The sequence below is a fragment of the Derxia lacustris genome, assembly GCF_002105195.1.
Classification (GTDB): Bacteria; Pseudomonadota; Gammaproteobacteria; order Burkholderiales; family Burkholderiaceae_E; genus Derxia; species Derxia lacustris.
Genome location: NZ_MUHU01000002.1, coordinates 381288 through 394452, shown reverse-complemented (window position 1 = coordinate 394452; position 13165 = coordinate 381288). Strand labels below are relative to the sequence as shown.

Genomic DNA, 13165 nt, shown 5'->3' with positions numbered 1-13165 from the left:
ATGAGTCTCGCTGTTGCGGTCACGGCCGCGTTCTGGGGCCTCGTCGCGGTGGTGGCGACGGGCGTGATGAAGCGCGCGGCGCTGTGGCGCGCGGGCGCGCCGGCGCCGCTCGACTGGGCGCTGCTGGCGACGATCCCGAAGCGCTATTTCGTCGATCTGCACGACGTGGTGGCGCGCGAGCCGGAGATGGCGCGCACGCATGTATTCGTCGCGGGCGGCGCCATCGGTTCGTTTGGCGTGATCGCGCTGAACTACGGGCTTGGGCTGTACTGGCCGCTGCTCGACTGGCTGCTGCTGGCGCTCGCGGCGCTCATGACGGTGGGTGCGGTGCGGGCGGTCAAGCGGCGCGTGAACGCGCCGGCGCGGCTGTCGAAGGGCGCGTGGGCGCGCTTCCCCAGGCTGCTGCTGGTGACGGCGCTGGGCCTGCTGCTGGCCGGCGCCACGCTGCTGCTGGCGCGGGGCGTTGGCAGCGATGCGCAGGCGGCGGACGGCGCGGTCGCGTCGCCGCTGGCCGGCGGCTTTGCGCTGCTGCTGCTGTTGCCGATGCTGGCCGGCGCCTTGCCGCTCGCGCTCGGCATCGGCAATGGCGGGCCGCTCAAGCATGTGTTCGCCGGGCTGCTGCATCTGGCCTTCCATCCGCGGCAGGCGCGCTTCGATCCGGCCGCGCGCCAGGGCGAGCGCACCGCGCTTGCGCCGCTCGATCTGCCCGCGAAGGAATACGGCGTCGAGAAGCCGGTGCAGTTCGCCTGGAACCGCCTGCTGTCCTTCGACGCCTGCGTGCAATGCGGCAAGTGCGAGGCGGCCTGTCCGGCCTTTGCCGCCGGCCAGCCGCTCAATCCCAAGAAGCTGATCCAGGACCTGGTCGTCGGCATGGCCGGCGGCAGCGATGCGGCCTATGCCGGCAGCCCGAGCCCGGGCCTGAAGGTGGGCGCGCATGTCGGCGCGCCCGATGCGCCCGTCGTCGGCCAGCTGGTCGAGCCGCAGACGCTCTGGGCCTGCACCACCTGCCGCGCCTGCGTGCAGGAATGCCCGATGCTCATCGAGCATGTGGATGCGGTGGTTTCGCTGCGCCGCAACCGCGCGCTGGTCGAAGGCGACATTCCCGGCAAGGCGCCCGAGACGCTCGACAACCTGCGTGAGACCGCGACGCAAGGCGGTCATGACAACGCCGCGCGCGCCAACTGGGCCATCGACCTCGGCGTGAAGCTGGCCGAGCCGGGCAGCAAGACCGACGTGCTCGTGATCGCCGGTGAAGGTGCATTCGACATGCGCTATCAGCGGACTCTCCGCGCCTTCATCAGGACGCTGCAAGCCGCCGGCGTGGACTTTGCGCTGATGGGCCCGCGCGAGCGCGATTGCGGCGACACCGCGCGCCGCCTGGGCGACGAGGCCACCTTCGAGCGGCTGGCGCGCGACAACATCGCGGCGATCTCCGCCCTGAGCTTTGCCCGCATCGTCACGCCCGATCCGCATGTGTTCCACAGCCTGGCCAACGAATACCCGGCGCTCGGCGGGCGCTGGGAGGTGCTGCATCACACGACTTACGTGGAGCAGCTGGTTGCCGGCGGCAAGTTGAAGACCGGCCAGTCGGCCGAGCGCCGCACCGTCACCTATCACGACCCCTGCTATCTCGGCCGCTACAACGCGGGCTACGAGGCACCGCGCAAGCTGCTCAAGACCATCGGCATCGCCGTGGTCGAGATGGAGCGGGCGGGCCCGCGCAGCCGTTGCTGCGGCGGCGGTGGCGGCGCGCCGCTCACCGACATTCCGGGCGAGCGCCGCATTCCCGACATGCGCATGGACGATGTGCGCGGCAGCGGCGCCGCGCTGGTGGCCGTGGCCTGCCCGCAATGCACGGCCATGCTCGAAGGCGTGACCGGCAACCGGCCCGAGGTGATCGACGTGGTCGAGCTGGTGGCCGCCACGCTGGAGGTGAAGCAATGAACGCAGCCGTGCAATTCGAGCCCGCCGGCGCGCAACACGATGACGCGGTGCCGCGCATCGATCCGCGCCGGCCCTATGTGATTACCGCCGAGGGGCTCAAGCGCATCGTGCTCGGCGCGACGGTGGGCGAGGGCGGCGTGGCGACGGCTGCGCATGCGACTGGCCCGCGCCTGCGGCTGCGTGCCGAGCCCGAGCAGTTCTGGCTGGCGGTGGTGCAGGCCGAGCGCGGCCTGCTCGACGGTCATGCGCGCCAGACGATTGCCGGCGCGGCGCTGCTGGCCGGCGCGCGCACGGCGGTGGTTGCGCTGGTGCTGGGCGGCTGCGAGGAAAGCCTGGCCGGCTGCGGCGCCGATGTGGTCGTGAGCCTGCCCGATGCGGCGGCCGACAGCTGGGACCCGGCGCGCGATCTGGCGCGGGTGGAGCAGGCGATTGCGCGCTGGCAGCCGGCGCACATCTTTCTGCCCGATGCGCCGGATGGCGGCGCCGATCTGGGCCGGCGGCTGGCGGGGCGGCTGGGTGCGAGCGTGGCCACGCGCGTGGTCGAGCTGGCGAAGGGGCAGGGCGCAGAGCCCGCCTTCGTCGCGCGCAGCGCCTGTGACGGCGCGCGCGGCTATGCGGTGAGCAGCGCGCCGCGCATCGTGCTGCTGGCGCCCGATGCGGTCGACGCCAATCTTCAGGAGGTTGGCCGCGACGAGCCGGCGACGCTCGACGCCGCCAGCGCCGCGACCGGCGCGATCCGCACGCTCGCGCTGGAGCGCGTGCCCGCGACCGACATCGCGCTGGAGGAAGCCGATTTCATCATCGCGGCCGGCGCCGGCGTGACCGACGTGGCGCTGCTGCAAGACCTCGCGGCCGATCTGGGCGCGGCGGTCGGCGCCAGCCGCGTCGCGGTCGACGAAGGCCGGTTTCCGCGCACGCGCCAGGTGGGAGCCACCGGCAAGACGGTGCGCGCCAGCTGCTACATCGCCTTCGGCATCTCGGGCGCGGTGCAGCATTTGCAGGGCATCAAGGACGTGCGGCATGTGATCGCCGTCAACACCGACCCGGGCGCGCCGATCGCCAAGCGCGCCGGGCTTACGCTCGTGGACGATGCACAAGCCGTGATGCAGGCGCTGCGCGCCGCCATCGCGCAGGAACAGGGAGGCCGCCGTGGCTGACGCAAGAATCGCGGTGCTCGTCTCGGTCGAGCGCCATCCCGTGAGCGGCGCCTGGCGCCGCAACCGCAACGACGCGGCGGCGCTGGCGCTCGGGCTCAGGCTCGTCGCCAACGGTGCGGCCAGGCTCGACGTGATCCATGCCGGCGACGCGGCCAATCCGGCGCTGCGCGACTACCTCGCGCTCGGTGCCGGCAAGGTCGAGGTCATCGCGCTGCCCGCCGGCGCCGATGCGCTGCCGGCGCTGGCGGCACGGCTGCGCGGCGTCGATCTGGTGCTGTGCGGCAGCGCCGGCGACAACGGCCTCGGCTCGGGGATGCTGCCCTATCTGCTCGGCGCGGCGCTGGGCTGCGCGGTACTGCCGCAGGCGCTCGAAGTCGAGCTGAAACCGGGCGGTATCGAGGCGCTGCAATTCCTGCCCAAGGGCCGGCGCCGCCGCGTGGCGGTGCAGGGCCCGGCCATCGTCGCCGTGCATCCGCTCGCGGGCGGCGAGCCGCGCTGGTCGCATGCGCGCGCGGTGGCCGGCAGCGTCGTCGCCTCGGCAGCGGTCGGCGCGCAGGCCAGCGCATGGCAGCCGCCGGTGGTGGAAGCCGCCACGCGCAAGCCGCGCCGGCTCAAGCCGGTGGACCGGCGCAGCGGCCATGCGCGCATGAGCGCGGCCGTCGATACCGCCGGCGCCGGCGGCCAAGTCGTCAGCGACGGGACTTCTGTCGAAAAAGCACAAGTCCTGCTGCGCTACCTCGGAGAGCATGGATTGCGGTCGACACGCACCTGACACCCCCGCAAACGACGACACAGCCGTTCGACAACACCGACTCCCTGCACCCGACATGAGCACCACCACCGCCCTGACCTTCCAGCCCACGCCGGGCAAGCTGCGTGAACTGATTGCCAACCGCCGTCCGGGCCACAGCCTCGACGCGCCGTTCTATACCGACGAGACGCTCTACAAGCTCGACATCGAAGCGATCTTCGGCAAGCACTGGATCTATGTGGGCGTGGAGCCCGAGGTGCCCGACGCCGGCGACTACCTCACGGTGGAACTCGGCACGGAGTCGGTGCTGGTCGTGCGCAACGACGACGGCGAGCTGCGCGCCTTCCACAACGTGTGCCGCCATCGCGGCGCCCGCCTGTGCGAGGAAAAGCACGGCTCGGTCGGCAACCTGGTGTGCCCCTACCATGCCTGGACCTACAGCCTCGAAGGCCAGCTGGTGCATGCGGGCCACATGGGCTGCGATTTCGACGCGAGCAAGCACAACCTCAAGGCGGTGCACGTCAAGAGCATCGAGGGCCTGATCTTCGTCTGCCTGGCCGACGAGGCGCCCGCCGACTTCGACGAGCTGGCCAGGATCATGTCGCCGTACATCGCGCCGCACCGGCTCAAGGATTGCAAGATCGCCGCGTCGGTCGACATCGTCGAGCAGGGCAACTGGAAGCTGGTGGTCGAGAACAACCGCGAGTGCTACCACTGCGTGCCCAACCATCCCGAGCTGACCATCTCGCTCTACGAATTCGGCTTTGGCTATGCGCCCGGCAGCAACAACACCGAGGCGGTGGAAGAGTTCAAGCGCATCGTCGAGGACAGCGCCAGCCGCTGGGAAGGCCTGGGCCTGCCGTCGCGCGAGATCGACCATCTGGACGACCGCACCACGGGCTTTCGCACCCAGCGCCTGCCGCTCACGCAAGCCGGCGAGAGCCAGACCATCAGCACCGAAGTGGCCTGCAAGAAGCTGCTCGGCGACCTGACCGAGCGCGCGCTCGGCGGCCTTAGCTTCTGGACCCAGCCGAACAGCTGGCACCACTTCATGAGCGACCACATCGTCAGCTTCAGCATCCTGCCCGTGGCGCCGGGCAAGACCATCGTGCGCACCCAATGGCTGGTGCACAAGGACGCGGTCGAGGGCGTGGACTACGACGTCAACACGCTGACCGAAGTCTGGCGCGCCACCAACGACCAGGACCGCAAGCTGGTCGAGATGACCCAGCGCGGCGTGACCAGCTCGGCCTACGAGCCGGGCCCCTACTCGGAATACACCGAAGGGCTGGTCGAGAAGTTCATGCGCTGGTACGTGGGCCGTCTGAACGCGGCGCTGGGCTGAGGCGGGAGCGGGCGCGATGGAACGCAACGGCAATGGAGCAGTGACGGTGCTCGGCGGCGCGCTGCCGCCGCTGTGGGACCGCGAGGCCGACGACCGGCTGGTCTGCACCCGCGTGGTCGACGAGACCCACGATGTGAAGACCTTTGCCTTTCGCGCCGAGCCGCCGCGGCTGTTCCGCCAGTTGCCGGGCCAGTACATCACGCTCGACCTGCCGGTCGGCGCCGAGACGGTCACGCGCAGCTACACGATCTCGTCGTCGCCGCTCACGCCCGACGAGCTGGCGATCACGGTCAAGCGCGTGCCGGGCGGGCCGGGCTCGAACTGGCTGCATGACCACCTCAAGCCCGGCATGTCGCTGGGCGCGCTGGGGCCGGGCGGCGAGTTCAGCTGCCTGCTGCCGGCGCCAAAGCCGGATGCCAAATACCTCTTTCTGTCGGCCGGCTCGGGCATCACGCCGATGATGGCGATGACGCGCACGCTGCACGGCCTGGCGCCGGGCAGCAGCATTGCCTTCGTGCACAGCGCGCGCACGCCGGCCGACCTGATCTTCCGCGCCGAGCTTGAGGCGCTGGCGCGGCGCGATGCCGGGTTGACGCTCGGCTTCATCGTGGAAAGCCGCGCGGGCGATGCGGGCTGGGCCGGGCTGACCGGGCGGCTGAGCCTGGATGCGCTCAGGCTGCTCTGCCCCGATTACGCGGCGCGCGAGGTCTACGTCTGCGGGCCGACGCCGTACATGCAGGCGGCGCGTGCGCTGCTGGAAGCGGGCGGCTTGCCGGCGGCGCAGTACCACGAGGAGAGCTTTGACTTCGCGACGCTGATGGCGGCGGGTGCGGCCGAGGTTGAGCCGGAGCTGCCGGCTGCGCCGGTGGCGGCGGCTGCCTTCACCGTCAGGCTCAGCCGCTCGCGGCGCGAGTTCAGCTGCCAGCCGGGGCAGACCGTGCTTGAAGCGGCGCGCGCGGCCGGCGTGGCGGTGCCGGCGTCGTGTTCGAAGGGCGTGTGCGGGACGTGCAAGGCCAAGCTGCTGGAAGGCAGTGTCGAGATGAAAGCCAACGGCGGCATCCGGCAGAAGGAAGTCGATGCGGGGATGCGGCTGCTGTGCTGCTCGGTGCCGACGAGCGATGTGGTGGTCGAGCGTTGATCGCGCCTTAGCGTTCCGTAGGCGGCTGGGTTACGGCACGAGCGGAATGCGGCTCCCGTGCAGGGCTTCGACGATTACGCGGTGAAGGCCGCCGGTCACTGGCTCTGCTAGCAGTGCGCGGCGAGTGACCTTGCATGCGCGGATTGCATCGCCGAACAGGACCCAGCAATCAGCGCCTGCTTGCTGAGCAGAGCGATACAGGATGCCGTCGCAGCCTTGGTTGTGAATGCTGAGCGCGAGTTCTTGTGTCTCTGCATAGCGCAGCGACTGGAGCACGGGATAGGGCCGTGCATGCGGGCGCAGATCCGCAACGGCAAGAGCGCGCAGCGTCTTGACGGTGACCAGTTCGCGGTCTTTTAGCGTGGCAAGTGCTAGATGACTCGCCTCCCGGCGCGCTAGTGCTTCGTAAACAGCGGTTTCCGCTGTTTCGGCCAGATAGCAGCTCGGCTTGTGCGCCAAGTCGAAACGGCCTTTGGGCTGGTCGTCAATTGGCGGCAAGAAAAGTCCGTTGACGCGCGAGCTGCCATCCGTGGCGTGGCGACGCTGAATTCGCGCCAGCATCTGGCCGGCGGGAAAGGTTGTGATGCTCAGGGACTTTAGATCGTGAGGCTTCATCTATGTGCCTTCAGTTTCCCTCTGCGGCCGCGAGTGCGATCACGCGCTGTGCCTGCCCGACGAAAAGAGCGTCTCGCGGCGTCCGACCATCCAGTGCCCCCAAGGGCGTTTCGAGAAAGGCCAGCAGCGCCCAGCCGTCGGTTACGCCGAGTGCCTGCGACAGTTCCGGGAGCACATCCCAGATGGCTGGTTCGAACTGCCAGCGTGGCAATCGGAAGCCACGCTTCGTCTGCGCAAGGCCAATGCAGCGTCCCTTGGTGATCCAGGCATTCACCTTGACGCGCGAGGTGCCGAGCAATTTGGCGGCCTCCTCGGTTGAGATCAATGTGTCCAACTCGAACTTGTCGAGGCGTCTGGCTAGACCGCGTGCAAGCAGTACGCGGGTATAGGACGGCGGCAGGTAGTCGGAAGAAGGGTGGGGAGGGATGACATTGCGGCCGTCGTCGAGGTCGTAGCCAGCCAAAATGTCTTGCTTGGCATCAAGTGCCAATAGCTCGTCCGCGCCGGAGGGTCCGGCGTGCGCGGGCAACACGAAGTCGCCCGTTGACGCAGCTGATGCGGTCGCGGGTGTGTCGCCGAGGGCGTCGGTAACACTCTGACGTGCGTTGTTGAGCAATACCTGCGCAGCCGCCGCATATCCCTCCAATCGCCGAATAGCCGGGTTCGGCAACCACCACACCCCGCTGTTACTGCAGTACGGCAGCAGCGCAAGCCACGTCAGCAGATCCTGCGCAAGCGGATCGTTGCCGACACTGGCGCCGCCCGCTGCGTCGATTTCAGCGAGCAGCCGGTAATGCGCGGGCTGGAGCTGGTAGCGGAAATCCGCCGCGACACGATTGATCGCTTGCTCGACTACGTTCGAGTCAATCACGGGGCCACGAGCTTCGACGCAGGCCTTACGTAGCAATAGCAGCAGTTGACCTGGATGGCCGCCGCTATATTCGATGAGCTGATCGATCAGTGCTGGGGCAGCAAAAGCGTTCGTATCGATGCGTCGTGCGACGAGTTCACGCAGTGCTGTCCAGCCGGGGGCATGCCGGGTACCGTCGCGCAGAGTGAGCTGGACTATCGGCAACACCTCTTGGTCGACACTGAACTTGCCGAAGTCGCTGAACTTCAAGCTGATCGGCGCGGTGAAGAGCACGAATGCGCGCACGCTGAGCAGCTGCTTTAAGTCGTCGAGTAAGAGCTGCCGCGCGTTTTCTGGCGGAATCCTGTCGTTGCCGTCGACGATGAATAGCAGCCGTGACCCGAGCCCAGCGGCCTTGATGCCGGTCTCGGCGGCACGGATGAGTTCATTGAACAGTGCCGTGAATTCGGTGGAAGTCTTCTGCGCTACGTCGCGCAGCAGGTTCCTGGAACTAGAGCTGTTCTTGAAGCGCGCGGGGAGATTTGCCATAAACCCCATGACGGCAAGACTGCCGTCATGGGGCGTCGCGCTTGTCTCAATGCCCGCTGCGAGTTCCTGCGTTTTCCCGTGCGTGTTCTCAGGATTGATGAACCAATTTCTCAACGGCGCGAGCACCTCCTCGGGTAGGTCGATGCCGCACTTGTCGAGTTCGGAGACTAAGGTCATCGCAAGTGCACAAAGCAATTCACCGTAGCTGAGATCTTGGATGTGAAGGATGTCTGGCAGGTTGAGTAGCACTGGCCACACATTGCCGTCGTCACGCAGTGCGTGGGAGAAGCGCAGCAGTTCAGTGGACATGCCGCTGCCTATCGGGCTGAACAGCAGGACATGGCTCTCGGATGTCGGAAAAAACACCTTCTGCACGATGTCGAGCCCGAACAGCGGCGACAACTGTTTGACAAGCCCTTCGGTGCCGCGTGCCTCGTCAAGCGGCACATAGCGCGGATCGGTGTCCTCGATCGGACCTGCGAGATGGATGTCCCGGAGCACTTCGAGCGGATGACGGGGTGGTTGGTAGCTCATGGCAAAAATGTGGGGGCTGCAATTCACGATGGCTAGCAGCAAGTCTTCGACCCACTGTAATCATTTCAACGCGCGCATCCCAGCGCTGCATGAGGTGGTCAAGTAGCTATTTGCTGACAGAGAGCCAAGCCTGGGTGCGATAGAAGCGCTTGCGACGTTGCTGGCGATGCCGCCAGTAGCAATGCAGGCAGTGGTTCAGTGCGACTTCCAGTCTCTCAAGTCCCATCCGGAGCAACGCCGGATACAACGCATTGGGCTTCACTGTAAGACGACCACCCGCACATTCCGGTCCCCCGGCTCCACCCCGCTCGCATCGCCGGTCAGCCACACCAGCCGATTCGCCACCGCGCTCGCCCACACCAGCGCCCGCGCCCGCCCCAGCCCCGGCTTGCTCAGCATCAGCCGATGCGCCTCATCCGCAATCGCTTCGCTGACCGACAGCCGCTCCAGCGTGCGCAGCCAGGCGCGCGTCTCGTCGAGCAGCTCGGGCGGGCAGAGCGCCATCACGTCGAGCCAGCTGATGACGCTGATCGAGCAATGCGCGCAGCTGTCGATGGCGGCGCGCGCGGCGGCGTCGCCGGCGAGGTAGTCGAGCAGCAGGCCGGTATCGATCAGCGCGTTCGGCATGGGCGGCTCAGTCGGCATCGCGCAGGCGCCGATGCAGCTCGGCACGGTCGGCGATATGCCCCGCCCACAGCCCGAAGCCATCGCCCGGCGCCGCGTCGCGCTGCTGGAGCCAGTCGCGCAGCGCCCGCCGCACCGCCTCGGCGCGCGAGATGCCGAGCCGCGCGCAGAGCGCATCGATCTCGCGCAGCAGCGGATCGGGGATCTCGACGATGGTGCGGGCCACGACTGCGCCTTCAGCCGACGAGGAAATCGGGCTGGCGGAACTTCGCTTCGAGGAAGCGGCCGTTGGCCAGCAGCGCCTGGGCATCGGCATGCGCTACGTTGGCGACCACCTCGCGCAGCTGGTCGTCGAGCAGCGCGAGCTGGTCCTGCAGCAGCGCATGCGCGGTCTTGCCGTCCTTGAGCGGATGGCTGGCGCGGAAGGCCGGCGGCAGCGCGACGTAGTTGGCGAGCGTCGCGGGCAGATAGCTCAGCACCGTCTCGCGCACCGTGTACAGGTCGTCGTCATGGCTGCGCGCGCTGGCCAGTCGCGGCAGCACTTCGGCGACGGAAGCGCGGATGCCGGCGAGCCGCGCATTCATCGCCGAGTCGAGATGCGGCCTGACCTTGGCCGCGAGCGCGTCGAGCCGGTCGAGCATTTCTGCCGCGTCGAGGTCGTGTTCGATGCGGCGCGCGATCTCGGGATGGGCACCGACCGCGCTGCCGAGCAGCCAGCCGACGCCGTAAAGCCCGGCGGTAATCAGCGGCCAGCCGGGGCCGATCAGGCCGGCAAGCAGCAGCGCCGGCCCGAGCAGCCCGACCGCGCAGCCGCCGATGTTGGCGTTGCCGTACAGAAAGATCAGCAGCCGCAGTTTCAGCGGCCGGGCGCCGGCGACCGCGTTCATCACTGATAGCCCCGGATGTCCTTGAACACGAGCCCGAGCGCGGCCTTGCGGCCATCGAACACGCGGCCGCCGGTGAGCGCGGCAAGCTGGGTCATCTCGTCGACGCTGGCTTCGCCGAACAGGATCGGGAACACGCGCGTCACGGGTCGGCCGGCCATGCGCTCACGGAAGGTGGCGAACGGGATGCCGGCGGTGTTCTCGCCATCGGTCAGCAGCACGATGCTGACGAAGCGGTCCGGGTCGCTGGCCTGCTCGGCGGCGGCGATTTCCTGCGCCGCGAGCACGGCCGAGAAGATGGCGGTGCCGCCGTGCGCGACCAGCGCGTCGGCTTGGGCGCGCAGCTGCTGGCGGCCGGCGTCGAGCGCTGCGGCGTCGAAGCCGAGCCGCACCGGCGCGCTCACGTTGTTGGAAAAGGCAATCAGCACCACGCGCTCGCGGCTCTGGAACCGGGCGTAGCGCGTGCTGGCGCTGCTCGCGTCGGCGCCGGCCAGCAGCTTGAGCGCGGCGCGCATCGCGTCCATGCGCGCGCCTTCCATCGAGCCGCTGGTGTCGAGCACGAAGATCGAGGTGGACGGCCGGCGCCAGTCGGCCTGATAGGACGTGAGCACCGCATCGATCACGTCGAGCCGGTTGGGAAAGCCGAGTTCGGCGACCGGCGCGCTCGGCAGCGCGGCGATGGGCGCAACCTCGGGCAGCACCGGGCGCAGGAAGGCGGCGGCCGCCACGTCGCGCTGGAAGGCCGGTGCGCGCCAGGCCGCGACGAGCTTGTCGTAGTCGGCGCGGCGAGTGCCGTCGAGCAGCATCAGCGGGTAGTCGGCCGAGATCACGCCATCGGTCGGGTAGACCGGCGTCAGGCGGTCGGCGGGCGCGAGCGCCGCATTGCCGCGCAGGATCACGGCCTCGTAATTGACCATCGCATCGACCGCCGACGGGTCTTTCGCGTAGGCCTCGGCGAGCCAGCCCGAGCTGCCGGCGGTGAGCTTCTGGCCGGCGAGAAAGCTGGTCAGCATGCGCGCGTCGATCTCGCTGGCACGCAGGTCGTCGGCCTTGCCGGCGGCGGCCGACGCGACCGCGAACAGCGCGCTCATGCCGGTGTTGGAGCTGGCCGGATTGGTCATCGCATAGCGGATTTTTCCGGCACCGGCGGCGCGCGCGATGTCGGCCCAGCCCGGATTGCGCCGGTCCCAGCCGAGCGCGGCGAGCGTCGCCGGCTTCACGCCAAAGGCCACGCGCGAATAGAACAGCTTGTCGCGCGCGACCGGCGGCGTGGCCAGCGCCAGCGCCGGATAGGCGCCGTTCGGCGGCAGGATCGCGTCGAAGCGCTCGCCGGCGTTGATGCGCTCGACGATGTCGAGCGTGCCGGCATAGCTCAGCCTGAGCGTGACGCCGGCGGCGCGCGCGGCGTCGACCAGGCCCGGCTCCAGCTCGCGCAGCTCCGAGCCGGCGAGCACGGTGAAGGCGGTCTGCGCCGGCGCGGCGACCGGCGCGGTGTCCTGCTGGCGCAAGGCGCGGCTCGCCATCACGCCGACCGCAACCGCCGCCAGCGCCAGCAGAACGCGCCGCTTGCTCACAGCTGCACGCCGGTCGGCGCCGCCAGCGCCTGCTTGGCATCGTCGCGGCGCACGCGGTCGAGATAGCCGCGCGCGTTCTGCACCTCGTGCGCGAGCGTGTCCACGGTCGTCTGCATCGACGCCAGCGCCTGCACCTTGAAATCGGCCACCGCGTCCATCGTCGCGTAGATGTTCTGGAACGCCTGCTGCAACTTGGCGATCTCGATGGTCCCCGACGCCGCCTGCTGATGGATCGCGGCGGTCTGGGTGCGCAGCATTTCGCTGGTCGCGGCGATGAGGTTGCCGGTCGTGGTGTTGAGCGCCGCGATCTGGTCGAGCACCAGCTTCTGGTTCGCCAGCGCCTGCGCCACGATCACCGCCGTGCGCAGCGCCGACACGGTGGTGGTCGTCGCGCGGTCCACGCCCTTGATGAGCTCAAGGTTGTTCTTGCGGATCATGTCCAGCGCCAGATAGCCCTGGATGTTCACGCTCATCTGGGTGAGCAGATCGGTCTGCTTCTGCTTTGCGTAGAACAGCATTTCCTCGCGCACCACGCGCGCCTTCTCGGGGTCGCTCGCGTCGAGCGCCGCGACCCGCGCTTCGAGCTGCTCGTCGAGCTTGCGGCCGAGGTAGACGTACTTCTCCAGCCGCTCCATCAGCGTCCACAGATTGGCCTTCTCCTGCTCGATGGCGGCGTTGTCGCGCAGCAGCTCGTCGCGCCCGCGCTTCAGCGCCTCGATGATCGCGTTGAGATGGCTTTGCGACGACTGGTAGCGCTGGAAGTAGTCGACGAGCTTGTTGCCGAACGGAATGAAGCCGAGCAGCTTGCGCGGGCTGAACAGATCGCCCTGGCGCGACGGGTCCAGCTCCTCGACCGTGCGGCGCAGGTCGAGCAGGCCGGCGCCGATCTCCGAGCCCTGGTCGATCAGCCCGTTCTTGAGCGTGCCGACCGGCCGGTCGAGCATGCGGTTCGACATCGATGCCGAAGCCTCGATGTCCTTGTTGCCCATCGAATGGATGCGCTCGATGGCGGCCTTGAACTTCGGGTCGCGGCTGTCGCAGTCGGTGATGTCGCCGATGAACTGGCGCACCTGCTCGTCGAGCTGGCCCAGCTCCTCGGGCTTGAGCCGGATGCGCCCGCCGGCCGATTCGAGCGGCACTGGCGCGACCGGCGCGGGCGGTTCGAGCGTGAAGTCTTGCGGCGCTGCGGAGCTGCTCATG

At 68.7% G+C, this 13165-nt stretch carries 12 protein-coding genes; 5 read left to right on the top strand and 7 right to left on the bottom strand.

Annotated elements, in window-relative coordinates; genetic code table 11:
* Genes B9P64_RS03535 through B9P64_RS03515 form a run of 5 tightly spaced genes read left to right on the top strand, consistent with a single transcriptional unit; the run spans position 1 to position 6335 of the window.
* Positions 1-1944 carry a DUF3483 domain-containing protein gene (locus B9P64_RS03535; protein ID WP_085314832.1) on the top strand — a complete coding sequence of 648 codons (1944 nt, stop codon included), beginning with the start codon at positions 1-3 and terminating at the stop codon, positions 1942-1944.
* Entirely contained in the window at positions 1941-3101 is a 1161-nt protein-coding gene (locus B9P64_RS03530) for an electron transfer flavoprotein subunit alpha/FixB family protein (RefSeq protein ID WP_085314831.1), read from the top strand. The genes B9P64_RS03535 and B9P64_RS03530 overlap by 4 nt, the downstream gene beginning before the upstream one ends.
* Positions 3094-3873, top strand: coding sequence for an electron transfer flavoprotein subunit beta/FixA family protein (locus tag B9P64_RS03525; protein ID WP_235839882.1), 780 nt, complete (start codon positions 3094-3096; stop codon positions 3871-3873). The genes B9P64_RS03530 and B9P64_RS03525 overlap by 8 nt, the downstream gene beginning before the upstream one ends.
* A 55-nt stretch (positions 3874-3928) precedes the next feature.
* Entirely contained in the window at positions 3929-5197 is a 1269-nt protein-coding gene (locus B9P64_RS03520; protein ID WP_085314829.1) for an aromatic ring-hydroxylating oxygenase subunit alpha, read from the top strand.
* Positions 5198-5213: 16 nt separating this feature from the next.
* On the top strand, positions 5214-6335 hold the full coding sequence (locus B9P64_RS03515) for a hybrid-cluster NAD(P)-dependent oxidoreductase (RefSeq protein WP_085314828.1): 1122 nt from the start codon (positions 5214-5216) through the stop codon (positions 6333-6335).
* 30 nt (positions 6336-6365) lie between these two features.
* Here the strand turns inward: B9P64_RS03515 and B9P64_RS03510 are convergent, their stop codons facing one another.
* The 7 genes from B9P64_RS03510 to B9P64_RS03480 all read right to left on the bottom strand — a co-directional run bounded on the left by B9P64_RS03510 (position 6366) and on the right by B9P64_RS03480 (position 13164).
* The gene (locus B9P64_RS03510) at positions 6366-6950 is read right to left on the bottom strand and encodes an RES family NAD+ phosphorylase (RefSeq protein ID WP_085314827.1); all 585 of its coding nucleotides are present in this window, start codon (positions 6948-6950) and stop codon (positions 6366-6368) included.
* A gap of 10 nt (positions 6951-6960) precedes the next feature.
* Entirely contained in the window at positions 6961-8883 is a 1923-nt protein-coding gene (locus tag B9P64_RS03505; protein ID WP_139826122.1) for a MerR family transcriptional regulator, read from the bottom strand.
* Between the two features lie 258 nt (positions 8884-9141).
* On the bottom strand, positions 9142-9510 hold the full coding sequence (locus B9P64_RS24895) for a PIN domain-containing protein (protein ID WP_085314825.1): 369 nt from the start codon (positions 9508-9510) through the stop codon (positions 9142-9144).
* Positions 9511-9517: 7 nt separating this feature from the next.
* The gene (locus B9P64_RS03495) at positions 9518-9733 is read right to left on the bottom strand and encodes a CopG family ribbon-helix-helix protein (RefSeq protein WP_176256708.1); all 216 of its coding nucleotides are present in this window, start codon (positions 9731-9733) and stop codon (positions 9518-9520) included.
* Positions 9734-9743: 10 nt separating this feature from the next.
* On the bottom strand, positions 9744-10394 hold the full coding sequence (locus B9P64_RS03490; RefSeq protein WP_085314823.1) for a hypothetical protein: 651 nt from the start codon (positions 10392-10394) through the stop codon (positions 9744-9746).
* Positions 10394-11965, bottom strand: coding sequence for a vWA domain-containing protein (locus B9P64_RS03485; protein WP_235839881.1), 1572 nt, complete (start codon positions 11963-11965; stop codon positions 10394-10396). The genes B9P64_RS03490 and B9P64_RS03485 overlap by 1 nt, the downstream gene beginning before the upstream one ends.
* Positions 11962-13164 (bottom strand): toxic anion resistance protein, encoded by a 1203-nt coding sequence (locus tag B9P64_RS03480; RefSeq protein WP_085314822.1) that lies wholly within the window; start codon positions 13162-13164, stop codon positions 11962-11964. The genes B9P64_RS03485 and B9P64_RS03480 overlap by 4 nt, the downstream gene beginning before the upstream one ends.
* Position 13165: the final 1 nt, after the last annotated feature.